The sequence below is a fragment of the Undibacterium sp. KW1 genome, from assembly GCF_009937955.1.
Taxonomy (GTDB): domain Bacteria; phylum Pseudomonadota; class Gammaproteobacteria; order Burkholderiales; family Burkholderiaceae_D; genus Undibacterium.
This window is the reverse complement of record NZ_AP018439.1, coordinates 708,529-734,822: the sequence shown is the minus strand read 5'-3', so window position 1 is coordinate 734,822 and position 26,294 is coordinate 708,529. Positions and strand designations below refer to the sequence as shown.

Genomic DNA, 26,294 nt, shown 5'->3' with positions numbered 1-26,294 from the left:
TTATTCGCCTGCCGCAGCATAATGTGTTTTTAATATGCTAGCTAATTACCATCATTGTCCTCAGAACTTGCTTGATGTAAAGTAGCCAGACTTATTCGTTTTATAGATTGTCGTCGTGATAATTCCGGTCCCGTTTTCAAGTACTAGTACACGCGAGCCTGTCGCCAGTCAAGACTGGCATCTGGCCTTGCTGGAACATAACCCGGATGCGATGTATGTGCTGATCGACGACAACCTCGTGTATGCCAATCCGGCAGGTGCAGAACTCATGCATGCCGGAGACCCACAGCAGTTGATAGGCCTGAAGCCCGAAGCCTTCCTGCATGGACGGCATCATGAGGGTGCCAAAACCATATTGCAAAAACTAAGGCAGGATGGAGCGCAAAGCAAACATACCTGTCAGTGCATACGGCTTGATGGTCAATTGCTAGATATAGAAGTCCGGGGCACGCAATTCAGTTTCAATGAACAAACCGCCATCTTGCTGACGGCGCGAGAAATCACTCCCCGCAGCAGCTCCCGTTCCAGCGCCACCGTCACCGCCCTGCCCCTGATCGATCAAATCCGCTACAAATCCAGCCGCGTCCATGAAGCCCTGCATCACGAGAAAGAAATTCTCGAGATGATCGCGCTCGACAAACCTTTGACAGATATTCTCGAAGACGTCTGTGATCGCATGGAGCGCTTGCTCGACAATGGCGCTTTGTGCGCCATCACCTTGTATGACGCCAGCAGCCAGCAACTGAGTTTTGGCGCTGGCCCTTCGCTGCCTGACGGTTTTTGCGCCTTGCTTGGCAATGTACCTGTTGATACCAGCTCGGGTTCGGCCTCGGCGGCGATTTATTACCAGCGCACCACGATAGTCCAGGATATTGCTGTCAGCCCGCTATGGAAGAATTTGCGTGAACCGGCTCTGCGTTATGGTTTGCGTTCATGCTGGTCCTTGCCTATTACGACGGCTTTCAACACCCTGCTGGGCACGGTCGATGTGTATCACCAGATGGTACATAGCCCAAATGAAGATGAGCAGGCCATGATGATGGATGCCTGTGACCTCATTGGTCTGGCCATCGACAAAAAGAACATGGAACAAAGCCTGGAGGAAAGCGAAGAACGCTATCGCTCCGTGGTGACCAATCTCAGTGAAGGCATCATGGTGATAGGCCCGAATGGCCAGATCCTGACCTGCAACCCCAGCGCCCAGCGCATCCTGAAGATAGAAGACATCACCACCGTAGGCAGGCGCCATCGCTACTTCAAGAACATACTCGGTGACGAGGGACAATCGATACGCATGGGTGATGATCCGGCCTCTGTCGTGTTCCGCAGCAAAACCCCTATCCTGAATTTGTCGATGGGGGTAGAACTGCGCGACGGCTCTGTAGTCTGGCTTCTCGTCAACGTGCTGCCCATTAACAAAAAAAGCAGTGCCTCGGTATCTGCCGTACTGATCTCATTCACTGACACGACAGAAGTGCGCGAGACGCAAAGGCAATTGCATTTCATGGCCTCTTACGATGCCCTGACTGGTTTGCCGAACCGCCACCAACTGAACCAGCGCCTGGTCAAGGCACTGGCGGGTGCCAAGCGCACCCAGCACCGCCTGGCCCTGCTCTTCCTTGACCTCGACAGGTTCAAGAACGTCAATGACACCGCTGGTCATGCGGCTGGCGATACACTTTTGCGTGATGTATCTTCGCGCCTGAGTTCCTGCATACGCACGACCGACATGCTGGCCCGCCTTGGTGGTGATGAGTTCGTCATCGTTGCTGAAGCCTTTGAAGATGCAATACAACTCAAGGACCTGGCTGAGCGCGTCCTGGCCCGCATGCGCGATCCTTTCGTGATTGATGGCAATGAATATCACCTGGGTACCTCCATAGGCATTGCGGTTTATCCACATGACGGTGAAGATGGCCCCACACTCATGCGTTGTGCCGATTCTGCCATGTACCATGCCAAGGAATCTGGTCGTAATAATTACCAGTTTTTCACGACTGAACTCAATGTCCGTGCCCAGCACCGTTATGCGCTGGAAACCAATCTGCGCCGCGCCCTGACCGACAATGAATTCCTCGTGTATTACCAGCCAAAAATCTGTCTCTGTACCTCGCGCATCGTCGGTGCAGAAGCCCTGATACGCTGGCAAATGCCGGATGTGGGCCTGGTGCCACCTAACGAATTTATCCCCATCTCAGAAGAAATTGGCCTCATTTTGCCGCTGGGCCGCTGGATCTTGCGCCAGGCCTGTCTGCAAACCCAGTTATGGCGTGAGCAATATGCGCCGGACATGGTCATCAGCGTGAATATCTCGCCCAAGCAATTCCAGGACCCTGGCCTGCCTAAATATATAGAGCAAATCCTGCAAGAAATCGGTTTGCCGCCAACGGCCCTGCAACTTGAGATTACCGAAGGCTTGCTGATGGGTGACATAGACTTGCTGCTGCCGGTCTTTGACGCGATCAAAAAACTGGGTATCAGCATTTCCCTGGACGATTTTGGTACAGGCTTTTCTTCACTATCTTATTTGCAACGTTTCCCTATTGACAATCTCAAGATAGACCGCTCTTTCATCCGCGATATCCCGGGCAACCCTGATTCCGTTGTCCTGACGCATGCCATTATCGCCATGGCCAATGCGCTGGGCATGAGCGTTACTGCCGAAGGGGTGGAAAAAGCCGACCAGATGTTCTTCCTGGCTGACTCTGGCTGTCAGGAGATGCAGGGTTTTTATTTTAGTCAACCCCTGCCTGTTGATAAATTTGAAAAATTACTGAGAGACAACGTTCGTTAAAAGTGTTGTCAGGTTTTGCGCATATCAGCCAAAAGAAGCCTATAATTTGTCAAAACCTAATTTTGTGCATCGCACCATTTCGCTGTAAAACGATCTTGCACCATGACGAATATTGCAAAAATCCTGCCTCTGAACAACGTACTCCTGGATCTGGAAGTCTCCAGCAAAAAAAGAGCATTTGAACAGGCCGGGCTGTTATTCGAAAATAATTGCAGCATAGCGCGCTCGGTTGTCTCTGATAACCTGTTTGCCCGCGAACGCCTGGGCTCTACCGGGCTGGGCCATGGCGTGGCCATCCCGCATGGCCGCATCAAGGGTCTGAAGGCACCGATTGCGGCCCTGGTCAGGCTCAGGGAAGCGATTCCTTTTGAATCACCAGACAGCCAGCCGGTCAGCCTGCTGATTTTCTTGCTCATGCCTGACAATGTCACTCAACAGCATCTGGAAATCTTGTCTGAAGTGGCAGAAATGCTGTCGAACGAAACTTTCCGCGACAGCCTCAATACTGAAGCCAGCGCTGCCGCGATATATGAAAAAATCATGGCATGGCGTCCGAATTTGCCAGGCAATGCCTGATTTTCATGTCTGAGTATGCCATGCATGCGCATGGCTGCCAGACTCGTCAATCTATCCCTCCCAGTCACCCAGTATCACATCGTCAGAGTCAGCACATATAGCCATGCCATCATTGACAGAACTCACGGTACAAAAAATCTACGACGATAACCGCGACACCATGCAACTGGGCTGGTTTGCCGGTTTCTCTGGTGCCGACAAGCAAATCACGGGCGACGCTGCATCGTCTGCCGACCAGGTCGGGCATTTGAACCTGATCCACCCTGGCCGCATACAGGTGCTGGGGCATCAGGAACTCTCGTATTACAACCGCCTGTCAAATGCCTCGCGCAATAACCTCATGCGTGAACTGGTGGCTGGTGCACCACCTGCCCTGATCGTGGCACAAGGTCTGGAATCGCCACCGGCATTTCTGACGACTTGCGACGACAATAATATCCCGCTGTTTTCTACACCCTACCCTTCCGCTCAAGTCATTGATTATTTGCGTGTCTATCTGTCGAAAAAACTCGCGCAAAAAATCACCATGCATGGCGTTTTCATGGACGTGCTGGGCGTAGGTGTTCTCATCACCGGTGAATCCGGCCTCGGCAAGAGTGAGTTGGGGCTGGAACTGATTTCACGCAGCCATGGCCTGGTGGCGGATGATGCCGTCGAATTTTCGCGCATCGCACCGAATATGATAGAAGGCCGTTGCCACGAGCTGCTGCAAAACCTGCTCGAAGTGCGCGGCCTGGGCCTGCTCGATATCAAGACCATCTTTGGTGAAACCGCAGTACGCCGCAAGATGCGTTTGAAACTCATCGTGCATCTGGTGAGACGCAGCACCCTGGAAGAAAATTACGAGCGCCTGCCTATCGATTCGCAGACGGAGGAAGTACTGGGCCTGCCCATCAGAAAAGTCGTGATCCCGGTTGCTGCAGGCCGCAATATCGCAGTTCTCCTGGAAGCAGCTGTGCGCAATACCATCCTGCAATTACGTGGTATTAATACGCTGGAAGATTTCATGGAACGGCAACGCCGCGCCATGGAAAACGGCGACTAAGAGGCTGTTGTAAAATTAACCTGGCGTTGTTGCACCTCCTTAATGTTATACCCGGTACGAAAGTACTGCCTGCGTCGGCGACGCCTAGCCATCTTAATTTTAAAACAGCTTCTAATTACCTACTACGATATCCGCTATGGAAATCCTGCTTATCTCTGGTATCTCCGGCTCCGGCAAATCGGTAGCCCTGAATGTGGTTGAAGATGCAGGCTACTATTGCGTCGATAACCTGCCACCCAGTTTACTGGCTGACCTGGTCAATACCCTGACCAAAGAAGGCATACCCAGCGCCGCCATCGCCATCGACAGCCGCAGCGCGAACTTGCTAACCAGCCTGCCAGATTCAATCAAGGCACTGCGCACCGAAGGCCACGACGTCAAAGTCCTGTTCCTGACAGCCAGTACAGAATCCCTGGTCGCCCGTTTTTCAGAAACCCGCCGCAGCCACCCGCTGTCACACCGGCTTGGTCTGGACAAAGAACCCGGCGACAGACTCAGCCTGACCGAATGCATACAGGAAGAACGCGAAATCCTTTCAGGCATACAACTGGTTGCCCACGTCATCGACACCAGCGACCTCAGCGCCAACAAGCTGCGCGCCTGGGTCAAGGACGTCATCGAAATCGGCCACACCCCGCTGACGCTGATGTTTGAATCCTTCGCCTTCAAGATAGGTGTGCCGCTGGATGCCGACTTTGTCTTCGACGTCCGCATGCTGCCCAATCCGCATTACGACCCCATCATGCGCCCGCTGACAGGCCGCGATGAACCCGTGATCCAGTTCCTCAAAGAACAACCGATGGTCGATGACATGTTTGCCGACATCGAGCAATTCATCACCAAATGGCTGCCAGCCTTCAAACGCGACAACCGCAGCTACCTGACAGTCGCCATAGGCTGCACCGGCGGCCAGCATCGCTCAGTGTATATGGTGGAAAAACTCGCTGCACATTTCAAGGCGCAGGAACAGGTGCTGGTCAGGCATAGGCGGTTGAGTTAAGAACAGCTTGGCAATGTGCTGCCCCTTAACTCCAATAATTGCTGAAACAAGGATTTAAATTGGCAGCTAAACAGATAACAGTCTTTTTCCCACCGAGTGTAGATAAAGAGCTGATTCTTGCAAATTTGGGCGATAGCCTGTCACTGAAAATTGATCGCCTTCCTGATGATTTCTCTTATGAATTCTCCGCACAACGTGGCAAAGGCCCATCTTATGTGCTCATCGAGTAAGAACCCATGGTAAAGGATTTCTTAAAATTGCATAAGACGTGTATGCAGGCTATATTGCTGGCGGATGCAGGCATGTTCGCCCCATGCGACTCGCACCAGTATCTTCACTACTAATCGCTTTCTTCGCATGAAGTTCAATGAACACTATCCTCAATTGCCTGCCACAAAATCTCGACAATCCTGCCTGTAACGACTTCATAGCTAATACGCCTTTAACAGCCTGGATGCCTGTGTTGAAGTACCTTCAACAGGCATTCGACCTGCCTGCTGAACCTTGGGAGAAAATCCCCCTGGGTGCGAATGCCTTGTTTGGATTGGGTGAGGGCGTGATAGTCAAACTCGTGCCACCGAACTGGCGGCGTCAGGGTGACAAAGAAATTCTGGTGGCACCTCTGCTGGAAGGCAAGCTGTCATTGCAGACACCCAGGCTCATCGCCAGCGGTGAAATCGATCACTGGGTATTTGTGATCTTCAGCCGCTTGCAAGGCACTTTGCTTGCGGACATCTGGCCATCGCTGGATATCGAACAAAAGCGATCCATCATGCTGCAGACTGGCCAGCTTGTGCGTGAGCTAGGCAGTGTGAAGTTTGATACGGATATCGCCATCAAGGTCGATTGGCCAAACTATATACAGAACCTGATTACTGATTGCATGGCCAGGCACCAGCGCAGGAAAATGCCGGAAACACTGCTGACGCAAGTCATGCCCTATATCGAGGCCGCCGGAGGCTTTGCCAAAGCAGGTGATTTGCGATTTATCCATATGGATATCCATCCATGGAACCTGATGGCAAAGCAGGAACAGGGTCAATGGCGGCTCACAGGCCTGCTGGATTTTGGCGATGCCATTGTAGGCAACAGTGACCGCCTCGAAATCCTGACACCGATGATCTTCATGGCACAAGGCAATCCCTTGCTGCTGCAGGCGCTATTGCAGTCTTATGGTGGAATGACAGATATCAGCGCAGCAGAACTGCAACGTCAACTGACTGCGTATATGCTGATCAGGCCAGATTGCGATGTCACGTTCTGCATGCAGCAAGTTCCTGCTGATGGGCCGCGCAATAGCTGGGAACAGGTTGCTGCTCAGATGTTTCCGCTGTAAGAACTAATCAAACTGTGGTCTTGCGATAAGGCTTTTGTTTCAGCAGGCGCGTGTCAATTTGCGCACGATGGCGGAAGTGCTCAAGTAAGCTGCGGACTTTGCTCAACGGGTGTTCTACAAACGTGGCGTCATACTTTTTATCATCTGAAGGCAAGACGCGGACTGGATTCTTTCTTATATTTGCGAACAACTCTTCAACAGAATTGAGCATTACGGGTTCTTCAGCCACTGCAGCGGGTTCGCGCTGCGTTATCAAGGCAACCGCTGCTTCGCGTGCACCTGTGGTTCCTGTTTCCAAGGACTCGAAGTTAATCTGAAACATGAATTTTTCAAATGGAATCCAGACTATGCCCACGTAGTACATACCCAAATGCTTAGGCACAGGAGATTTGTATTTGAACACGCCGACCAGGCACTCCAGACCGGCAATATTCTCTACCGTCAGCTCTATCATTGCCCCATTAAAGCTCTGTGATTGCGCCTCAAAGAAAGCCTGTGCTGCTTTTTCATCCCTCAGATCAAATGGCCAGTCAGGTGCGTTATCAAAAAGTCGCATCCTGACCGGGTCACGCTGTTCGGTGTACCAGAATTTGTCATTCCCAGCATCTTGATGCAATTCCCATTCATCCTTGTGGAATTGAATATGGGCTATATCTTTTTTGTAGGAAATAAAAGAAAACATGTTTTCAGAATTTGGAATAGTGTGCATCTAAAAATTGAACGAGGAAATCTGGCGTCACACAGTATCGCTACTTTTTATCAGACCCTGAGCATACCGTGCCAGTGACTGATTGTAGCGCGGCAAATATGCTGCCAGCGCAGTCAAACCCAGCGCAAGCGCTTCGCGTTCGCACCCCAGATCAGCCAGCGCCAGGGCCAGAAAGCCGCGCACTGCACCATCCAGTTCATCGCTGCCTTGCTGCATTTCTGCAAACAACAAGTCAGCCGCAGTTTGCGGATCACCCAGGTGACGGATGGAGCTGGCCATTTGTATATTCGCCCGCCTGCGTCGCAAACCTGTCAGGCCATTTTCGAGGGCAGCTTTATATAGGGGAATCGCCAGTTCAGTAAAACCGCAAGTATCGCGTGCGCCGCCGCGTTCAAATAGACCTATGGCGGCATCGGGTGGCAACTCTGCAGCCAGTGCATCCACGCGGGCGATGAAGGTTTGTGCTTCTGTCGCGTCAAATTCTGCCCACAGAGCTGCCAGTCTTTCTTCCCAATGATCGTCCGGCCTATTCATGATGTGAGGCACGTTCAATTACCTTCCAATAAAAATTTGATCTGCTGGATGCGCCCATAATCCACATCAGGCCAGTGCGGTTCAACATAAGAATGTGATTGAAACTCGCGCAGGAATCGCCAGAAGGGTTTCAATATCTGGGCATTGCTTCCCTGAATGATAGCGACTTCTTTCGCATGGCTGCGCTTGCCGTCACCAGCATATTCTATCCTCAGCCGCACCTCTGCCAAAACTCGCTCAAAGTACATGAAGTATCCGGCTGGCTCAAGGTTCCACCAAACGGACGCATCAAGGCCACTCGCCGCGCTTTGAATAGCGGCAGCAAGTTTCTCAACAGGATTATTGGGAACATCTGAAGCATCAATCTCAATGGTCTTGCCATCAAGAGTGAGTGTCAGCGCCAGCCATCCATTCACAGGTGACTGGTACGCAATCTGGATAAGGGACATTTACTGCTTTTGATAAATTCAGGATTTCAAAGCGCGAACAGTCCTTGCTATTCGCACCCATATTGCTTACCTGCTTTGCTTATTTCAGGCAGACAAACTCTATCTTCCTGCCGCCAATTCAAGCCCCAAAAAACAGTTTTTTCTCAAAAAACAAACCCTTGAGGCGCTTGCGGAAGATGGCGATGGTCAGTGCCAGCAATAACATGACGACATTAAAGCCCAGGATTTTATCGCCGCCACGATCAACGAAGGGAGTCGCATTGGAAGGCATAGTGGCAGCATAAAGGCCACGGTCATAACTTGCGCCTATGACCTGGCCACCATCGTTGATGGCATTGGTCAGGTACAGGCTTTTACCGGCCGCGTGCAGCGTCATTTTATTGTCGCGCCAGACAAAGGACAGGCGCAGGTCTGCAGTATCAACTACGCCAACGACATGGCCTTCGTTATTGATGCCGGTGGCAAAGCTGTCGCCAAAGCCGATTTTTGCACCGAGGTCTATCATTTGCTTACCATCGTGCATGAAGGCATGCCAGCGGCGGTCTTTCATTTCTGATGCGCCTACGACGATGCCATGATCGTTGATAGCCGTTGCTGAACTGGTGCGGCCACCCAAAGTGCCCAGGTCCCTCATACCGCTAGCAGCATCATAGAGGAATGCGCGGCGCGTGCCATCGGTGATCATGGAAGAACCAACCACCTGTCCCTGGTTGTTGATGCCGCTCGCATAACTGACCCTGCCACCCAACGTGCCCAGGTCTTTCAGCGGTTCACCAGGGGTGTACAGAAAGGCATGCCAGTCACGCTCAGGTGTATCAGAAAACCCGGCAGCCTGGCCAGTCTGATTGAGTGCAGCACCATAACTATTTGGGCCACCCAGGGTACCCAGGTCCTGGGTGCCATGATCGCGGGTGCGAATGAATGCGCGCCATATTTCCCCTTTTTTTGAAGAACCGACGATCTCACCCTTGTCATTGATGCGTTTGGCTTCGCTCTCGGTTTCGCCCGGCAACTCCAGCTTGACGAGCTTACCCTTTTCAAAGAACACGGCGTGAGGCGTTCCGTCTTTTTCCTTGATGACGGCAGCGACCTGCCCCGCTGCATTCATGTCATAGGCAATCGACTCGCCATACTGCTTGCGCTCTATACCCAAAGAATGACTCGTCGAGGCAACAGCCTGGCCACCGATCAAAGCCAGCAGAAACAAAGAACTACGCAATGCAGGGTGCATACAAGTATCCTTTCTGGAGAGAGGTCGTGCGGGAAATTTGCTAACGAATATACAGGATTATTATTTGGCAATAAAGATAAATGATTATTATTCGCCGTCATCAATTTCTTGCTTTAGATGTTTGTTTGAAATCTCGCGAATATAGTCAGGTCTATGCAGGCCTGCAATACGATTAAAACGCGCAATCGCACGAAGGTGTATCACTCGTCAGCTAACGTGGCTAAAGACGATTGCTGCAACACTGACCGGAGCTGAAAAATGCTGAGTGAGATGCCTCGCTTTACTTTAGACAAATAGTTTTAATTCGTTGTTCAACTCCCGGCAAAGCAGTCATAGTCCGACAACTTGACCAGTGGTCTGATGAAATTAACAAGTCATGCTAGTTTGCACGTCCCTGCCCTCAGGATTGACTTCCATTTACTGCCTGCGTATATTGAAACCAGACATACCAAGAGGAGTAGATCATGTCTTTTCAGCCAGTTCGTACCCTGGCCACATTGCTGCTCTGCATGCTGGTAACGCTGGAAACGACGGCAGAAGAAACGCAACTCAGGTTCTACACCGAGGAATATCCGCCTGTCACCTTCTCGCAAAAAGGGAAGCCAGCTGGCCTTGGCACAGAAGTGGTTGAAGAGATCATGAACCGCCTTGGCATAAGGGCACCTATCGAAGTCGTGCCCTGGGCAAGAGGCTATGCCTATGCAACCACCACGCCTAACGTAGGATTATTCGTCACTACACGCACCCCCGAGCGCGAAAAATTATTCAAATGGGTGGGACCAGTTTCGGCAACCACAGCCCATTTCTATACGCGCCGCGATGGTCAGCGTTTTGATACTCTGGAACAAGCCAGGCTTGCAGAGCGCATCCTGATTCCGCGAGAATGGTATTTGCAGCAAATGCTGCGCGGTATGGGGTTTAACAATATCAATTCTGTGCCGACTCCAGTTGATGCCGTGCGCATGCTGGTGGCAGGACGGGCACCCTTGATGGCTCTTGACGATGTGACACTTGCTGATACCTTGTCGGCAGCGGGCATCAATGCCAATGACATAGTGACTGGTTCCACAATTACTCAGGCAGTTCAATATATCGCCTTTTCGCGTGACACACCAGATAGCATCGCCATCCGTTGGCAAAAAACACTCGATGATATGAAGGCCGACGGCAGCTTTGAACGCATTTACAAAAAATGGCTGCCCGGTGTAACACTGCCTGCTGCACGCTAAAGCTATACACAAGCAAGGTCAAAATATAGTTGCAAGCCCGGACAGCAAAGCTCATTAATTCGCCGGTAACGCCTCGCTAAAGCATGCCCGGGCTGCTTGCAAATTCTAACAGTCAGCCATCTGCGCACGAAGCTGTTTTAACAAGCAAGGATATGATTGATCTGACTATGTCTGGTCTCAACATGCCAGCGTCGCAGCAGATTGGTGAAGGTGCCAGCTTACCAATAAAAATGGTGCACACGGCGCACCCTGCTCACGGACGACTAAAAATTACGATGAATACGGCGTAATTGCCTGTGCTTGTTTTCAAACACAACATGACTGCGCCAACCTGTAACCGAAACAAAAACGGGACCTTGACGGTCCCGTAATCAATACTAACTAGCAATCAAGCCATCACACCACAATAGTCTGATGCTCATCACCTTCACGCGCACGGATTTCACCGATCTTGTAGACGGATTCACCAGCCGCAGTCAGTTGTGCAATCGCTGCATCAGCCAGTTCAGCAGCAACGATGACGACCATGCCTATGCCGCAGTTGAATACGCGGTGCATTTCTGCGTCCGCGACGCCGCCGTGTTGTTGCAACCAGGTGAACAGGGGTGGCAGTGTCCATGCGTCTTTATGCAGGACAGCGGTCAGTTTGTCACCCAGTACACGCGGGACGTTTTCTACCAGGCCGCCACCAGTGATGTGGGCCATGCCTTTGACTTCCATTGATTCCATCAGGGCCAGCAGAGGTTTGACGTAGATGCGGGTGGGTGCCATCAAGGCGTCACCCAGGCTGCGGCCATGGAAGTCCGCATTCAGGTCTGGCTTGGCAACTTCGATGATCTTGCGCACCAGCGAGAAGCCATTGGAGTGGATGCCGGAAGATGCCAGGCCGAGGATGACGTCACCCGGTTGTATCTTGCTGCCATCAATGATCTTGGATTTTTCTACCGCACCGACGGCAAAACCAGCCAAGTCGTATTCGCCGTCCGGATACATGGATGGCATTTCAGCAGTTTCGCCACCAATCAGGGCGCAACCAGCCTGTTCGCAACCAAAGGCCACGCCCTTGATGACATCAGTTGCCGTGGCAACATCAAGCTTGCCGCAGGCAAAATAATCGAGGAAGAACAGCGGCTCGGCGCCTTGCACCAGGATGTCATTGACACTCATGGCGACCAGGTCGATACCAACGGTGTCATGCTTGTTGAGGTGGAAAGCCAGTTTCAGCTTGGTGCCCACGCCGTCAGTGCCGGAAACCAGTACCGGTTCCTTGTACTTTTTGCTGACTTCAAACATGGCGCCAAAACCGCCTATGCCCGCCATGACACCTTCGCGCATGGTGCGCTTGGCAAAGGGTTTGATGGCATCAACCAGCGCATCGCCGGCAACCATATCGACACCAGCGTCGGCGTAAGAGAGAGAAACAGGGGTAGAAGTGCTCATGATATTCGGCAATAGGGGCAGGAGGCGGTAAAATAGAGAAATTGCCAGAAAAGTCCGGCAAAACCGCTATTTTAACAAATTGACCGCGTATATTGACCGCAAATACGCTGTATTTTGGGCCAGGCAGTAAATTCATTAATATTTTAACTATCATCTTGACTACTATTTAGCCAAAAACATGCCATTTTCTTTTACGTCGGAGCAAAAACAATCCATGCTGTGGCTGGCCGTGGCAATTGCGCTACTGAGCTTGCTGTCGCTGCTGGGGCCGGTGCTGATGCCTTTTATCGTCGCCAGCATATTGTCTTATGTGCTGACGCCCTGGGTCGACAAGCTGTGTGCCCTGCGTATCAAGAAATTTGGCCTGCCGCGCTCGGTTGCGGCGACCCTGGTCATTGTGATATTGATCGCCGCCGCGCTGGCCATGGTCTTGATCATGATACCGATATTGCAAAAAGAAGTGCCACAATTACAAGACCAGATACCCAGCTTCTTCAACAAGCTTGATGAAATGCTGACGCCCATGCTGTCAGAATTTGGTATCAAGGTGCGTCTGGACAGCACCGGCATCAAAGCCTTGCTGACCGAACAGATGGCCAATAGCGGTGACGTGATCGGCAAGGCGGTACTGAATTCCATCCGTGTCGGCGGCACTGCTGTGCTGGGCATGGTTGCCAATCTGCTGCTGATCCCCATCGTACTGTTTTACCTGCTGATGGACTGGCATTCACTGATCAAACGCCTGAGCCATTTCATCCCGCGTCGTTTTGTCAAAAGCGTGGCCAATGCGGTAGAAGAAGTTGATGATATCCTCGCGCAATACCTGCGCGGCCAGATCCTGGTGATGATCGTACTGGCGGTGTATTACTCGGTCGCACTCAGCATCGCCCGTTTTGACCTGGCTTTGCCGGTCGGCATCATTACCGGCTTTCTGGTATTCATCCCCTATCTTGGTTATGGCCTGGGGCTGGTACTGGCGCTGATAGGTGCTATCCTGCAATTTGATGGTTTTAGCGGCCTGATGTCAGTCGCCATCATCTATGGCATAGGACAGATGCTAGAATCGTTTTACCTGACGCCGCGCCTGGTCGGCGAACGCATAGGCCTGCACCCGCTGACCGTGATTTTTGCCTTGATGGCATTCGGGCAACTGTTTGGCTTCATCGGCATTTTAATTGCCCTGCCAGCATCAGCCGTGATCTCGGTCGCTGTCAAGCACATACGCACGTCTTACCTGAACAGTCCTTTTTATAGCCAGACATGAGGCAATTATTACTCGACCTGGACGCGCAAAAGTTGCCGTCCCTCGCCACCTTTGTGGTGGGGCAAAATGCTGAGCTGGCGCAATTGCTGGGCATGTTTGACCAGCGCATTACCAGTCAGTACGGCGAGCGCTCTGTGTATATCTGGGGTGAGCCTGGGGCTGGCAAGACGCATTTGCTGCATGCACTGGCAGCAGATGACACGGCACGCTATATCCCGGCTGATGCGCCAGAATCTGCCTTTGACTTTACTGAGGGTGTCAGCCTCTACCTGCTTGACGATTGCGACCAATTGTCGCCGCTGAACCAGATTGCCGCCTTCAATCTGTTCAATGAAGCACGTGCACGTGGTGGTTTTTTGATTGGCGCAGGTAACCGCCCGCCGATGATTTTGAATGTACGTGACGACTTGCGCACCCGCTTTGGCTGGGGCCTGATCTACCAGGTGCATGGTCTGACTGACGAAGACAAGATAGCCGCACTGGAAAAAGCGGCCCAGGCGCGCGGCATACAGATATCCCCCGGCGTGTTACCCTATCTGATTACCCATTACCGCCGCGACATGAGTACGCTGAGCAATATCCTGGACCAGCTGGACCATTATTCCCTGGTCACCAAGCGTCCCATCACCCTGCCACTGTTGCGCGAACTGATGCTGCAGCAACAGCAGGACCCTGACAACATGACAGAATAGCATGCGTAATATCGCCTTATTTGATCTTGACCACACCCTGATCCCCATCGATTCTGATTTTGAATGGGGCCAGTTCCTGTGTCGCGTCGGTGCCGTTGATGCTGACGAATTTGCCCGCCGCAATGCAGAGTTTTTTGCACAATACCAGGCTGGCACACTGGACCCGGTCGAGTATCTGGAATTTGCGCTTGGTACACTGGCACAATTCCCGCGTACCAAACTGGATGACTTGCATCAGCAATTCATGCAGGAAGTCATACAGCCAGCCCTGTTGCCTGCGGCTTATGACCTGATCAAGAAACATCAGGATCAGGATGACCTGATCGCCATCATCACCGCCACCAACCGCTTTGTCACTGCGCCCATCGCCAGGGCACTGGGTGTGCAACACTTGATGGCGGCAGAGCCTGAGCTGGATGCCACTGGTAATATCACCGGCAAACTACTGGGCGTGCCCAGCTCTGGCCCAGGCAAGATCACCCATCTGGAAAACTGGCTGGCGAAGCAGGAAGTTACACCATTAAAGCAACTCAGCGACTTTCACCATAGTTATTTTTACAGCGATTCGCAAAACGATATACCGCTGCTGGAACGCGTCAGCCATCCTGTCGCAACCAATCCCAATGCCAAATTAAGTGCCCATGCACTGGCAAAAGGTTGGCCTCAACTTCACCTGTTTGACAAGCAATGATCAAGAAATTTATTCGCAAAATACTGGGCGTAAAAAACAAGAGCGATGCCGCCAGCGCCAACCAAAAGCCCACTGTGCTGAGTCATAAAGACCACGGCATAGACCCGCAACTGGTGTCCGCGAATGCCATACGCATCACCCAGACCCTGCAAGAAAATGGCTTCAAGGCCTTCGTCGTGGGTGGTGCTGTGCGCGACTTGTTGACTGGTGTCAAACCCAAGGACTTTGACATTGCCACCAATGCCACGCCTGAACAGGTCAAGCGTTTGTTCCGTCGCGCCTTTATCATAGGCCGCCGCTTCCAGATCGTGCACGTCATGTTTGGGCAAGACTTGCTGGAAGTGACTACCTTCCGTGGGTCTGCCACTGATGGCGCGCCCAAGGATGAGCATGGCCGCGTGCTGCGTGACAATACCTTTGGCGAACAATATGAAGATGCCGCCCGCCGCGACTTCACTGTCAATGCCATGTACTACGACCCGGCATCCCAGATCGTGCTCGACTATCACGGCGGCATGAAAGACATCAAAAAGAAAACCCTGCGCATCATCGGCGTGCCAGAAGCCCGCTACCGGGAAGACCCTGTGCGAATGTTGCGCGTGGTACGCTTTGCTGCAAAACTGAACTTCACGATTGATGCATCCACCCGCGCCCCTATCGCCGTGATGGCACCGCTAATCAACAATGTGCCTGCCGCCCGCGTCTTTGATGAAACTCTTAAGCTGCTGACCAGCGGCCATGCCATGGCCTGCCTGCAGCAACTGCGCAAAGAAGGCCTGCACCATGGCCTGATGCCCCTGCTTGACGTTGTACTGGAACAACCCTTGGGAGAAAAATTCGTCACCCTGGCGCTGGCCAATACTGATGAACGCGTGCAACAGGGCAAAGGCGTTTCACCGGGCTTCTTGTTTGCCTCCTTGCTGTGGCATCAAGTCGTCGAGAAATGGGAAGCCTATAAAGCTGCCGGTGAATTCCCCATCCCTGCCCTGCACCTCGCTGCCGATGATGTATTGAACACCCAGACTGACGCCCTGGCAATACAGCGCAAGATAGGCTCGGACATGCGCGATATCTGGGCCATGCAGCCACGTTTTGACAAGCGCGTAGGCAAGACCCCGTACAAGATGCTGGAGCACCCGCGCCTGCGCGCTGGTTATGACTTCTTGCTGCTGCGTTGCGCCTCCGGTGAAATCGATGAAGAAATCGGTGAATGGTGGACAGATTTCATGGAAGGCGACAGCGTAGAACGTGACCGCCTGATAAACACAAAACCCAAAGCAGCTGAAGCTGGCCCCAAAAAACGCAAACCCCGCCGCCGCGCCCCACGCAAGGCAGCCGCAGCAGCCGAATGAGCGTGCAAGTGAATTTGCAGGTTTTCATAGGCATAGGTGCCAATCTTGGTGATGCCAGGGCCAGCGTCAGCAAAGCCATAGATGCGCTGGCACAATTGCCAGACACCACACTCGTGGCGCGCTCTGCCCTGTTTGGCAGTGCGCCCATCGATTCTAGCGGTGACGATTACGTCAATGCAGTCGCAGAACTCACCACCAGCCTGAGTGCCGCCGACTTGCTGCAACACCTGCAAGCCATAGAACTCGCGCACGGCCGCGAGCGCCCCTACCGCAATGCACCGCGCACCCTGGACCTGGATTTGCTCTTGTATGGCGATGAAGAAATAAATACCGCCGACCTGCAAGTCCCCCATCCACGCATGACAGAACGCGCTTTTGTGCTGCTGCCTCTGCTGCAACTGTCTGCCGATATCAGCATTCCCGGCAAAGGCCGCGCACAAGACTATGTCGCTGCGGTAGCTGAGCAACGTATACAAGAATTACCCATTACCTGAGCACCTGACCAGGCGATAAGCGAGGCCCCATGCAAATTCCCATCATTGTGCAAACCACAGGCTTGCTGATACTCTCCAACGTCTTCATGACGGTAGCCTGGTATGGCCATCTGAAAAGCCTGTCCAGCAAAGCCTGGTGGGTAGCCGCCTTCATCAGTTGGGGCATCGCCCTGTTCGAATACCTGCTGCAAGTGCCCGCCAACAGAATAGGCTACACTGCGTACAGCCTGGCACAGCTGAAGATATTACAGGAAGCCCTGACCCTGATCGTCTTCGTACCCTTTGCCATGTTTTATATGGGCCAGCCATTCAAGCTTGATTATGTATGGGCGGGCTTGTGTTTAGTGGGCGCAGTTTATTTCATCTTTAGAAGTTAAAACAATAAGTTGATCAAAACTGGACAAATGGCAAATCAATCCATGTTCTGATTTTGATGTTGCTTTTGAATTTGTAGTTGCTTTTGAATTTGTAGTTGATTTTGACGCTGCTGTTGTTTTTGACCTTCATCCGCTTGGGACGAAGCCATTTGTGTAGCGCAGAAAATGGATAAGAAATGGCCGATGTTTGAGCAAAGCGAGTTGCGGACATTTCCCATTTTTTGCGCTGCATAAATGGGTACTCCCGCAGGGAGCGAGTCTGCGGCCGCCTTTCTTTGAATACTTTCTTTGGCGAAGCAAAGAAAGTATTTCGGCCGCCGGGACGACACCCGGCCTGGTCGATCAACAGCAATAGAATTCAAGAAGCAAGCACAATAAAGAATACAAAAAATAAATTTGAGGATGTAGGTGGAGACAAAATCGCTGTCAAAAAAAACCAAATGACAGCATCACCTCTGGAGAAAAAGAATGGCTGAATATTTGCAAGACCGTAAAGCAGTAAGCATTCCTGGCTTGATCGCACTACGTGAGAAAGGTGAAAAAATCACCATGCTCACCGCCTACGATGCCAGTTTTGCCTCCCTGATGGACCGTTGCGGCGTCGAGATTTTGCTCATCGGTGATTCCCTCGGCATGGTTTGCCAGGGACATGACTCCACTCTGCCAGTGACACTGCAAGACGTGGCCTATCACACTGCGGCAGTAGCACGCGGTAACCAGAAGGCACTGGTCGTGGCCGACATGCCCTTTGGCACGTATGCGACACCGGAAGCCGCTTTCAACAGCGCCGTGCAACTGATGCAGGCGGGCGCACAGATGGTCAAGCTCGAAGGCGGCCACTGGCTGGCACCGACCATCAAGTTCCTGACCGAACGCGCGATACCTGTCTGCGCCCATCTGGGCCTGACGCCGCAATCCGTGCATCAGCTAGGCGGCTACAAGGTGCAGGGCAAGACTGATGCATCAGCCAACCTGCTGAAAGCCGAAGCGCTGGCAGTGCAGGAAGCCGGTGCCACCCTGCTGGTGCTGGAAGCGATACCCGCCAGCCTCGGCAAGGAAGTCACCGATTCCCTGCACATCCCCACCATAGGCATAGGCGCAGGCGTCGATTGCTCAGGCCAGGTACTCGTCATGCACGACCTGCTGGGCGTGTTCCCTGGCCGCAAAGCCCGCTTCGTGAAAAACTTCATGGAAGGCCAGACCAGTATTGATGCGGCGGTACAGGCGTATGTGGCGGCAGTGAAAGATCAATCTTTCCCTGCGCTGGAGCATAGCTTCTGAATCTGGTTTGCCGTTTTGGCTTTGGCAGCCTGATTAGAAATCTGGCTGCCAAAGCTATCTATCGTATCGACCAGTACTCTGGTCAGCAATATGCATCAGGCATGTACACTATATTTACCGACTTTAAGCACGCCAATCTTCTATCCATTTCAAATATTGATGTCTTAGTTTAACGAAGCTTTCAAGATCCCAATTCTCTTCAACCGGGATTGGCTTCATATCTTGAACTAATTTTCTATCAACCAGAAATTCATTCCAGGACAATTGCTGCGGCAATCTCTCATCAAACAACAATATATGCTTTATGTTATCCACGACATAAAACATTGCTGAAATGTCCGAAACTGAGCCTAGCATTGCAGGTTTCTCATTTAACACATCATCAAACCATTTAATAAAATCAAGGCACTTTTGATTAGTCATATCGCGAGTTCAAATAAGAAGTGCAACAGAAGCTAAATTGGTTTAAATGGGAAGATGCGGTAGCATCCGAACTTCCAGACCTCCAAGTCAAAGTTGCCCGAAATGACATACACACATCTTACCCAAGAAGAACGATACCAGATTTATATACTGAAGAAGGCAGGACATAGGCAAAGTGAGATAGCAGAGGTGATGGGGCGTAGCAGATCGACGATCAGTCGAGAGATCAAACGCAATAGTGGCGGTCGTGGATACCGCCCAAAACAGGCTCAACAACGCAGTCTCGACAAGCAAGCCAGAAAGAATGGTGTGACTATTTCCGCTGAGACATGGGCATTTGCAGAAGACAGGTTGAGAGCGTATTGGAGCCCGGAACAGATCAGCGGCTATCTCCGTGCCAATGCTCTTCCTGGAGTGAGTCACGAAAGCATTTATTGGCGAATCTATGCGGACAAGCAACGAGGTGGCACGTTACACAAAACCTTGCGCTGCCAGAAGATACGCAAGAAGCGCTATGGAAATCGTGAACGACGCGGCACCATACCCAACCAGATTTCGATTGAAGAGCGCCCAGCGATTGTGGACACGCTCAAGCGCTATGGAGACTGGGAGGGTGATCTTGTTGTCGGCGCGAATCACCAGCAAGCGCTGGTCACGCTCAATGAGCGCAAATCGCGCTACACCTTGCTAGAAAAAGTGACCCGCAAAACTGCTGAGGCGGTGACGGATACCATTATCTCTTTGCTAGCGCCTTTTTCTGAATTAGTGCATACGTTGACGACCGACAATGGTAAGGAATTTGCTCAGCATGAACGTATTGCTCAGAGCCTCAATGTGCAGTATTTCTTTGCCCATCCTTATTGCTCTTGGGAGCGCGGCGCTAACGAAAACATGAATGGTTTAATACGGCAGTTTTTTCCGAAGAAAATGTGTTTTGAATCTATCACAACGCAAGACATGACTGACGCTATGGACTACTTGAATCATCGACCTAGAAAATGTCTTGGCTACAAAACACCGCACGAAGTTTTTATGGCTCAGATACAATCGCACTAACACAGGGTTGCACTTCGAGCTTGAATCCGCCTATTATTTAAAGACGCAAGAATTTGAATATGATTTTCTTAATTGAGCTCAGTATTTGTAGTCGCGATGAAATATCTGGACAGGTAAATATCTCCGTTCTTTCAACTAGGATCGCCATAAAGCGACAGTGCAATTATTTGTTTTTCCTCATGAAACTCACCATCAGCTAATTTCCAGACATAGCTCTCAGTCCCATCTTCATGGTCTGCGTGAAATATCCCTGTCAGATTGATACTTATCTCGTCTTCTGAATATTTTATTTCTTTCGACAGCGTTTTTAATTGATCTCGTATGTAGCCGAGACGCTGAATGCGAATATCCGCACCGTAAAAAATATAATGCGTCCAATTGATATGCGTATCTGGAATCACCCATCCCTGGTTATACATTTCGGCAAGCTCAGCGTCAAATCCGTAGTCCTCTGCTCTGACAATGAAAGATGAAATGACTGCCTTGATTTGAGGAACACTCTCTTCATGACATGCGATCCAGCCTCTTACGCTAATGTATGTTCCCATGTTTGTTGTCCCAGTATATAGGTTGAACCATGATAAAAATAAGTATTGTACTATTGTCAGCTAAACCAGCTTACCAGCGTGCGAAAGCAAGACACATGCAAACGTCACCGCTTGATCGCAACAAAAAAACCACGCTACGGTTAGCCACAGTGTTATCTGGCACGTTTCTTGATATGCTGTATTGGAACCGTAACCACGAGACTAGAACATGGCCAAGTTTTTCAATGAAATGCATGCCTACGATGCCGCTGTAAATGGTGGCGCGGGCGGAGAATTGACGCGGGAACATTACCGTGAGTTTTGCAACTGGCTGGCACAGCAGCCTGCCGAGAGATTGAAACGCAAGCGGGCCGAGGCTGACCTGAGTTTTCGGAGGGTGGGCATTACCTTTGCGGTGTATGGCGACGATGCGGGTACTGAGCGGTTGATCCCGTTTGACATCATCCCGCGCATTATCCATGCGGGTGAGTGGGCGCAGTTGCAAAAGGGCCTGGCGCAACGGGTGCAGGCGCTGAACATGTTTATCCATGATATTTATCACGACCAGAATATCATCAAGGCGGGCATCATCCCTGCCGAGCAAATCTATAAAAATGCCCAATATCGGCCTGAAATGCAGGGTATTTCAGTCGCTTCTGATATTTATGCCCATATTGCGGGTGTGGATATTGTGCGGGCTGGCGAGGGTGAATTCTACGTACTGGAAGACAATTTGCGGGTGCCGTCTGGTGTGTCTTACATGCTGGAAGACCGCAAGATGATGATGCGGCTTTTTCCTGAGCTGTTTGCACGTAACAAGATTGCGCCGGTTGATCATTATCCTGACATGTTGCTGGATAACCTGCGTTCAGTCGCGCCCATGGGGGTGGATAACCCTACAGTGGTAGTCATGACGCCGGGCATGTATAACTCGGCTTATTTCGAACATGCCTTCCTGGCTCAGCAGATGGGTGTTGAGCTGGTAGAAGGCAAGGACTTGTTTGTCAATGACAATGCGGTCTTCATGCGCACCACGCGTGGGCCAAAACGGGTGGATGTGATTTACCGCCGTATTGATGATGATTTTCTTGATCCGCTGGCTTTCCGGCCTGATTCTTCTCTGGGTGTGCCGGGCTTGCTGTCGGTGTATCGTGCTGGACGCGTAACGCTGGCGAATGCGATAGGCACGGGCGTCGCGGATGATAAATCGATCTACCCATTCGTGCCGGACATGGTCAGGTTTTACCTGACGGAAGAACCGATCCTGAATAACGTGCCAACTTACCAGTGCCGCAAACCAGATGACCTGTCTTATACCCTGGCAAATCTGGGCGATCTGGTGGTCAAGGAAGTACATGGTGCCGGTGGTTACGGCATGCTGGTGGGCCCGGCTTCAACCAAGGCACAGATAGAAGATTTTCGTCAGCGCTTGCTGGCCAAGCCTGATGGTTATATCGCCCAGCCTACGCTGGCATTGTCAGCCTGCCCTACCTTTGTTGAAAGCGGCATCGCCCCGCGCCATATAGATTTGCGCCCCTTTGTTTTGTCTGGCAAAACCATCTCCATGGTGCCTGGCGGCTTGACGCGGGTGGCCTTGCAGGAAGGTTCGCTGGTGGTGAATTCTTCACAGGGTGGCGGAACCAAAGATACCTGGATATTAGAAAATTAAATCAGGAGAAATACCATGCTGAGCCGTACCGCTGATCATTTGTTCTGGATGGCGCGCTATACCGAGCGCGCAGAAAATACTGCCCGTATGCTGGATGTGAATATCCAGACTTCGATGTTGCCACAGTCTGCTGAGGATGCTGAGCGTGGCTGGCGTGCCATGCTGGGCATCTCTGAATTGCAGTCTGCCTTTGACCATCAATACGGTTTGCTGACGAAAAAGGATGTGCTGGACTTCATGGTCAGGGACCCGATGAACCCATCCTCGATAGCCTCCTGCCTGAAGGAAGCGCGTGAAAATGCCCGCGCAGTACGCGGCACACTGACAACCGAGGTATGGGAAACCCAGAACGCCACCTGGCTGGACATGCAGGAAAGATTGTCAGACACGATACTGGAAAACGACCCCAGCCAGTTTTTTGAATGGGTCAAATACCGCTCGCATCTGTCACGTGGCGTAACGCTGGGCACCATGCTCAAGGATGAGGCGGTGCATTTCATACGCCTGGGTACCTTCATAGAGCGCGCCGACAATACCGCAAGGATACTGGATGTGAAGTTCCATGGTGCCAAGGAAAGCGGGCGCGGCAATGACAGCCTGCAAAGGGATTTCTATTACTGGGCAGCGCTGCTGCGTTCAGTCTCCGGTTTTGAAATTTACCGCAAGGTGTATCGCGATGTCATTACGCCAGAGCGGGTGGCAGAATTGCTGATGCTGCGTGGTGACATGCCGCGTTCACTGCTGGCCTGCATGGATGAGGTAGTCGCCAACCTCAAGGAAGTGCGTAATGATGTGTCTGCCGACACCGAGCGTTTTGCTGGTAAGCTGCATGCAGAATTGCAATTTGCCCGCATCGAAGAGATATTGGCAGAAGGTTTGCATGACAATCTGACGCGTTTCCTGGAAAATATTTTCGATCTGGGTAACCGCGTCAGCCGCGATTTCCTGGTGCCGCTGGCGGCTTGAGAAAAATATCATGCAACTTTTTATACGTCACGAGACCATCTACCGTTATTCGGCCCCGGTGACCTACACCATACAGCAATTGCGCCTGACACCGCGTGCCGAGCTGCACCAGCATGCGATTTCATGGCAGATCAAGAGTTCCGGACAAAGGCATGCCTATATCGACGCCTATGGCAATCAGGCACATACCCTGACCATTACGGGTCAGCACCACGAGCTTGCCATCATCGCCGAAGGAATAGTCGAACTGACAACACCTTATCAAGGCCGCATCACCGACTCTGACACCTTTTCGCCATTGGTATTTACCGTCCCTACGAGGCTGACAGAACCCGTGCCGGTCATCATGGACTTTGCGCAGAAGCACTTGCCTGATAGCGGCAAGACCAGCACGGCTGCACTGCTTAATCTGGCGTCGCACATTCGTGGTGCAGTCGAGTACCAGACTGGTGCAACCATCGTCACAACCAGTGCCAGCGATGCCCTGTTGCTGGGCCGAGGCGTCTGCCAGGACCATGCCCACATCATGCTGGCCTGCTGCCATGCCCGTGGCATACCGGCACGCTACGTTTCTGGTTATATTGACCCGGAATCCACTGGTCATGCCGACAGCCATGCCTGGGTCGATGTGTGGGTAGAAGACGCCGACTATAGTGGCTGGGTCAGCGTGGATGCCACGCATGCCGTTTTGATGACAGATTCCTATTGCCGCCTGGCTATAGGGCGTGATTATGATTCAGCAGCGCCGGTACGCGGCGTGCGCCGTGGCGGCGGGCTGGAAACCCTGAGTGTAACGGTGCAGGTAACGCCGCGATAAAGTATGAATACGTTCATGCATACGACCATGAACGTGTCCACGAATGTGTCCATGATTTGGGCCCTGTTCAATTGTTACAGGCATTGCATACAAATGTGACAAGCGTATTTCAATGCTCCGGTTTCGGGTAGAATTCTAGTTTCTATGGATCAAAACTCTGCACTATGACTTACTGTATTGGCATGCGCCTGGACGCCGGGCTGGTGTTTCTCTCCGACTCACGCACCAATGCAGGTGTTGATCAGGTAGGCACCTTCCGCAAGATGTCGGTGTTTGAAAACCCTGGCGACCGCACCATGGTGCTGATGACAGCTGGTAACTTGTCGATTTCACAATCCATACGTCAACTGGTGTCTGACCATGTGGATGCCAATGGCAACAGTATCTGGACTGCAGCGAATATGTATGAGGCTGCCCGCATACTGGGTGAAGCCGTGCGCACGGTATATCATCGCGATGCAAAATCCTTGTCTGAGTTTGGCATAGACTTTAACGTCAGCCTGATCTTTGGTGGCCAGATCAAGGGGGAGCGTTGCCGTCTGTTCCAGATTTATTCTGCTGGTAATTTCATCGAATCACATAATGAAAATACCTATTTCCAGATTGGTGAAGCCAAGTATGGCAAACCCATTGTCGATCGCGTGGTCACCCCGGCGACCCCGCTTGACGAGGCAGCCAAGTGCGCGTTGATCTCGATGGACTCTACCCTGCGTTCTAACGTGTCTGTTGGTTTGCCGCTGGATTTGCTGGTATATGAAAACAATAAACTGGCCGTCACCCATTTCGTCACGATAGATGAAAAGAACCAGTATTTCCAGATGATACGAAATACCTGGGGCCAGCAGTTGAAGTCTGTCTTTGAAAGTATCGCTGACCCAGTCTGGAATGCCAGCCCGGAAGTTCAGGGCAATGTCTTGTCAGCCACCAATATGCACAGCAAGCCTGTAAGGGTTGCCGTGCCGCCGGAGTTGCGGGATATTGCGACGACGACACCATCACCTTTACAGTCATTGGCGCAGCAGCCGAATAATACCAGGCAGGCATAAGTATTATTGCATACCAAAAACTGAAAACCCAGTTGCATGGGCTTTTTGTGTTCTTATTTGAATAAATCCCTAGCGACAATAGGTACTCACGTCTCTCTCGGCAATTGCCTTGTCGTTTGCGTCAGTCTTGTTATTGTTAGTATGAACCAGCTTGCCACTCAAAATCGCTTTAGCCATCGCACAACGTGATTCATTGGTTTCAGGCTCGTTACCGGGAACAAAAGGCGACGGTTCTTTAGGCTTCAGCACTGGTTCTTTGGCTTGCTTTGCCTGCTTCTCTGCCTGCCGTTTGCGAAACTCTATTTCCTGTTCTTGCCAGCTCGGTGCGGCAGAAGCCTTACCTTCACCGGCATTGACTTTTACCTCTTCAACTTTGGCTTTGCCCGCATCATCCTTTTTCTCGGAATAATGGGTCTTGCCATTTGCATCAACCCACTTATAGATTTCTGCATTGGCGGTGACGGTAATCATCAGACTCAGGCAAGTTGCGAACAAGACTGGTTTAAGAATAGCTTGCTTCATTTTTTGACACTTTCAATTGATGACGAACGATACCAGAGCTTGTACCAGGGCACAAATACCTCCCGTCCGGCAAGCGCTCGCAAAACTGGATACTCTTTTATCAGAATTTACTTCTTGCCTTTGGTCTTGCGCCAGGCGCAATCAGCAGCATGGTCATTCACCATGCCTATTGCCTGCATATACGCATAGATAATCGTCGAGCCAACAAATTTGAAGCCACGCTTGAGCAGATCCTTGGAAATACGGTCCGACAATTCTGTCGTAATAATACGTTCACCGCTATTGACGATGGGCTTGCCATTCACAAAGGCCCACAGATAAGCATCCAGGCTGCCTTGCTCTTCACACAAACGCAGGTAAGCCTTGGCATTGGTAATCGCAGCAGCGACTTTTAAACGGTTCCTGACGATGCCGGCATTAGCCAGCAGTGAGGCGACTTTTTCATCATCATAGGCAGCGATTTTTTTGGCATCCCAGTTATCAAAGGCCAGGCGATAATTTTCGCGCTTGTTGAGTATGGTTTCCCAACTGAGACCGGCTTGTGCGCCCTCAAGATTGAGCATTTCAAACAGGCGCACTTCATCATGACAGGGCACACCCCATTCATGATCATGATAGTGCAGGTACAGGGGGTTAGAGGGGTTAGCCCAATTGCAGCGTGTTTTCATACGTACAAAACCATGTGGAGTAATATATGATGTGGGGGCAAGCAAGTTTTTAACAAAATTTTTCAATTCGAATTGACATTCTACCTATTTATTCTAGAATCGACGT

Annotated in this window: 29 protein-coding genes; 19 read left to right on the top strand and 10 right to left on the bottom strand. The window is 51.5% G+C overall.

Going from position 1 to position 26,294, the window contains the following annotated elements; genetic code table 11:
• Positions 1–115: 115 nt before the first annotated feature.
• The 6 genes from UNDKW_RS03365 (at position 116) to UNDKW_RS03340 (ending at position 6,751) form a co-directional block, all read left to right on the top strand.
• A complete protein-coding gene (locus UNDKW_RS03365) occupies positions 116–2,794 on the top strand; it encodes an EAL domain-containing protein (protein ID WP_162057577.1) in 2,679 nt (892 codons plus the stop codon).
• Positions 2,795–2,896: 102 nt separating this feature from the next.
• Entirely contained in the window at positions 2,897–3,370 is a 474-nt protein-coding gene (locus UNDKW_RS03360) for a PTS sugar transporter subunit IIA (RefSeq protein WP_162057576.1), read from the top strand.
• Positions 3,371–3,473: 103 nt separating this feature from the next.
• Positions 3,474–4,415, top strand: coding sequence for an HPr(Ser) kinase/phosphatase (gene hprK, locus UNDKW_RS03355; RefSeq protein WP_162039741.1), 942 nt, complete (start codon positions 3,474–3,476; stop codon positions 4,413–4,415).
• Between the two features lie 136 nt (positions 4,416–4,551).
• Positions 4,552–5,415, top strand: a complete 864-nt coding sequence (rapZ, locus tag UNDKW_RS03350) for an RNase adapter RapZ (RefSeq protein ID WP_162057575.1) — start codon at positions 4,552–4,554, stop codon at positions 5,413–5,415.
• Positions 5,416–5,474: 59 nt separating this feature from the next.
• Positions 5,475–5,645, top strand: coding sequence for a hypothetical protein (locus tag UNDKW_RS03345; protein WP_162057574.1), 171 nt, complete (start codon positions 5,475–5,477; stop codon positions 5,643–5,645).
• Positions 5,646–5,782: 137 nt separating this feature from the next.
• A complete protein-coding gene (locus tag UNDKW_RS03340; RefSeq protein WP_162057573.1) occupies positions 5,783–6,751 on the top strand; it encodes a phosphotransferase family protein in 969 nt (322 codons plus the stop codon).
• 7 nt (positions 6,752–6,758) lie between these two features.
• Here UNDKW_RS03340 and UNDKW_RS03335 read toward each other — a convergent pair whose 3' ends face one another.
• The 4 genes from UNDKW_RS03335 to UNDKW_RS03320 form a co-directional block, all read right to left on the bottom strand.
• A complete protein-coding gene (locus tag UNDKW_RS03335) occupies positions 6,759–7,433 on the bottom strand; it encodes a hypothetical protein (protein WP_162057572.1) in 675 nt (224 codons plus the stop codon).
• 54 nt (positions 7,434–7,487) lie between these two features.
• On the bottom strand, positions 7,488–7,994 hold the full coding sequence (locus UNDKW_RS03330; protein ID WP_162057571.1) for a tetratricopeptide repeat protein: 507 nt from the start codon (positions 7,992–7,994) through the stop codon (positions 7,488–7,490).
• A 14-nt stretch (positions 7,995–8,008) separates the two neighbouring features.
• Positions 8,009–8,443 carry a hypothetical protein gene (locus UNDKW_RS03325; RefSeq protein ID WP_162057570.1) on the bottom strand — a complete coding sequence of 145 codons (435 nt, stop codon included), beginning with the start codon at positions 8,441–8,443 and terminating at the stop codon, positions 8,009–8,011.
• 118 nt (positions 8,444–8,561) lie between these two features.
• On the bottom strand, positions 8,562–9,674 hold the full coding sequence (locus UNDKW_RS03320; protein WP_162057569.1) for an HAF repeat-containing protein: 1,113 nt from the start codon (positions 9,672–9,674) through the stop codon (positions 8,562–8,564).
• A gap of 464 nt (positions 9,675–10,138) precedes the next feature.
• Here UNDKW_RS03320 and UNDKW_RS03315 point away from each other — a divergent pair, with 464 nt between their 5' ends.
• The gene (locus UNDKW_RS03315) at positions 10,139–10,903 is read left to right on the top strand and encodes an ABC transporter substrate-binding protein (protein ID WP_162057568.1); all 765 of its coding nucleotides are present in this window, start codon (positions 10,139–10,141) and stop codon (positions 10,901–10,903) included.
• Positions 10,904–11,299: 396 nt separating this feature from the next.
• On the opposite strand, the gene purM is transcribed toward UNDKW_RS03315, so the two are convergent.
• The gene (gene purM, locus UNDKW_RS03310; RefSeq protein WP_162057567.1) at positions 11,300–12,343 is read right to left on the bottom strand and encodes a phosphoribosylformylglycinamidine cyclo-ligase; all 1,044 of its coding nucleotides are present in this window, start codon (positions 12,341–12,343) and stop codon (positions 11,300–11,302) included.
• A gap of 178 nt (positions 12,344–12,521) precedes the next feature.
• On the opposite strand from purM, the gene UNDKW_RS03305 reads away from it, so the two are divergent.
• Genes UNDKW_RS03305 through UNDKW_RS03280 form a run of 6 tightly spaced genes read left to right on the top strand, consistent with a single transcriptional unit; the run spans position 12,522 to position 17,213 of the window.
• A complete protein-coding gene (locus UNDKW_RS03305; RefSeq protein ID WP_162057566.1) occupies positions 12,522–13,607 on the top strand; it encodes an AI-2E family transporter in 1,086 nt (361 codons plus the stop codon).
• Positions 13,604–14,299, top strand: coding sequence for a DnaA regulatory inactivator Hda (gene hda, locus UNDKW_RS03300; RefSeq protein WP_162057565.1), 696 nt, complete (start codon positions 13,604–13,606; stop codon positions 14,297–14,299). The genes UNDKW_RS03305 and hda overlap by 4 nt, the downstream gene beginning before the upstream one ends.
• A gap of 1 nt (position 14,300) precedes the next feature.
• Positions 14,301–14,990 carry an HAD family phosphatase gene (locus tag UNDKW_RS03295; RefSeq protein WP_162057564.1) on the top strand — a complete coding sequence of 230 codons (690 nt, stop codon included), beginning with the start codon at positions 14,301–14,303 and terminating at the stop codon, positions 14,988–14,990.
• Positions 14,987–16,342: a polynucleotide adenylyltransferase PcnB gene (pcnB, locus tag UNDKW_RS03290; RefSeq protein WP_162057563.1), complete on the top strand. Its 1,356-nt coding sequence runs from the start codon at positions 14,987–14,989 to the stop codon at positions 16,340–16,342. The genes UNDKW_RS03295 and pcnB overlap by 4 nt, the downstream gene beginning before the upstream one ends.
• Entirely contained in the window at positions 16,339–16,836 is a 498-nt protein-coding gene (gene folK, locus UNDKW_RS03285) for a 2-amino-4-hydroxy-6-hydroxymethyldihydropteridine diphosphokinase (protein ID WP_162057562.1), read from the top strand. Before pcnB ends, folK begins: the two co-directional genes overlap by 4 nt.
• Before the next feature lie 29 nt (positions 16,837–16,865).
• Positions 16,866–17,213, top strand: coding sequence for a DMT family protein (locus tag UNDKW_RS03280; RefSeq protein WP_162057561.1), 348 nt, complete (start codon positions 16,866–16,868; stop codon positions 17,211–17,213).
• A 13-nt stretch (positions 17,214–17,226) separates the two neighbouring features.
• On the opposite strand, the gene UNDKW_RS03275 is transcribed toward UNDKW_RS03280, so the two are convergent.
• On the bottom strand, positions 17,227–17,565 hold the full coding sequence (locus UNDKW_RS03275) for a hypothetical protein (RefSeq protein ID WP_162057560.1): 339 nt from the start codon (positions 17,563–17,565) through the stop codon (positions 17,227–17,229).
• 116 nt (positions 17,566–17,681) lie between these two features.
• Here UNDKW_RS03275 and panB point away from each other — a divergent pair, with 116 nt between their 5' ends.
• Complete coding sequence (panB, locus tag UNDKW_RS03270) at positions 17,682–18,494, top strand: 3-methyl-2-oxobutanoate hydroxymethyltransferase (RefSeq protein WP_162057559.1); 813 nt, start codon at positions 17,682–17,684, stop codon at positions 18,492–18,494.
• Positions 18,495–18,617: 123 nt separating this feature from the next.
• On the opposite strand, the gene UNDKW_RS03265 is transcribed toward panB, so the two are convergent.
• Positions 18,618–18,917, bottom strand: coding sequence for a hypothetical protein (locus UNDKW_RS03265; RefSeq protein WP_162057558.1), 300 nt, complete (start codon positions 18,915–18,917; stop codon positions 18,618–18,620).
• A 102-nt stretch (positions 18,918–19,019) separates the two neighbouring features.
• On the opposite strand from UNDKW_RS03265, the gene UNDKW_RS03260 reads away from it, so the two are divergent.
• Entirely contained in the window at positions 19,020–19,973 is a 954-nt protein-coding gene (locus UNDKW_RS03260; protein ID WP_162057557.1) for an IS30 family transposase, read from the top strand.
• A gap of 131 nt (positions 19,974–20,104) precedes the next feature.
• On the opposite strand, the gene UNDKW_RS03255 is transcribed toward UNDKW_RS03260, so the two are convergent.
• Positions 20,105–20,521 (bottom strand): hypothetical protein, encoded by a 417-nt coding sequence (locus UNDKW_RS03255; protein ID WP_162057556.1) that lies wholly within the window; start codon positions 20,519–20,521, stop codon positions 20,105–20,107.
• Between the two features lie 208 nt (positions 20,522–20,729).
• On the opposite strand from UNDKW_RS03255, the gene UNDKW_RS03250 reads away from it, so the two are divergent.
• The 4 genes from UNDKW_RS03250 (at position 20,730) to UNDKW_RS03235 (ending at position 24,998) form a co-directional block, all read left to right on the top strand.
• Complete coding sequence (locus UNDKW_RS03250) at positions 20,730–22,169, top strand: circularly permuted type 2 ATP-grasp protein (protein ID WP_162057555.1); 1,440 nt, start codon at positions 20,730–20,732, stop codon at positions 22,167–22,169.
• A 15-nt stretch (positions 22,170–22,184) separates the two neighbouring features.
• Positions 22,185–23,135 carry an alpha-E domain-containing protein gene (locus tag UNDKW_RS03245; protein WP_162057554.1) on the top strand — a complete coding sequence of 317 codons (951 nt, stop codon included), beginning with the start codon at positions 22,185–22,187 and terminating at the stop codon, positions 23,133–23,135.
• A gap of 10 nt (positions 23,136–23,145) precedes the next feature.
• On the top strand, positions 23,146–23,952 hold the full coding sequence (locus UNDKW_RS03240) for a transglutaminase family protein (RefSeq protein ID WP_162057553.1): 807 nt from the start codon (positions 23,146–23,148) through the stop codon (positions 23,950–23,952).
• Positions 23,953–24,116: 164 nt separating this feature from the next.
• A complete protein-coding gene (locus UNDKW_RS03235; protein ID WP_162057552.1) occupies positions 24,117–24,998 on the top strand; it encodes a proteasome-type protease in 882 nt (293 codons plus the stop codon).
• 69 nt (positions 24,999–25,067) lie between these two features.
• On the opposite strand, the gene UNDKW_RS03230 is transcribed toward UNDKW_RS03235, so the two are convergent.
• Both UNDKW_RS03230 and UNDKW_RS03225 read right to left on the bottom strand, forming a co-directional pair.
• The gene (locus UNDKW_RS03230; RefSeq protein ID WP_162057551.1) at positions 25,068–25,520 is read right to left on the bottom strand and encodes a DUF4124 domain-containing protein; all 453 of its coding nucleotides are present in this window, start codon (positions 25,518–25,520) and stop codon (positions 25,068–25,070) included.
• Positions 25,521–25,627: 107 nt separating this feature from the next.
• Entirely contained in the window at positions 25,628–26,188 is a 561-nt protein-coding gene (locus UNDKW_RS03225; protein ID WP_162057550.1) for a DNA-3-methyladenine glycosylase I, read from the bottom strand.
• Positions 26,189–26,294: the final 106 nt, after the last annotated feature.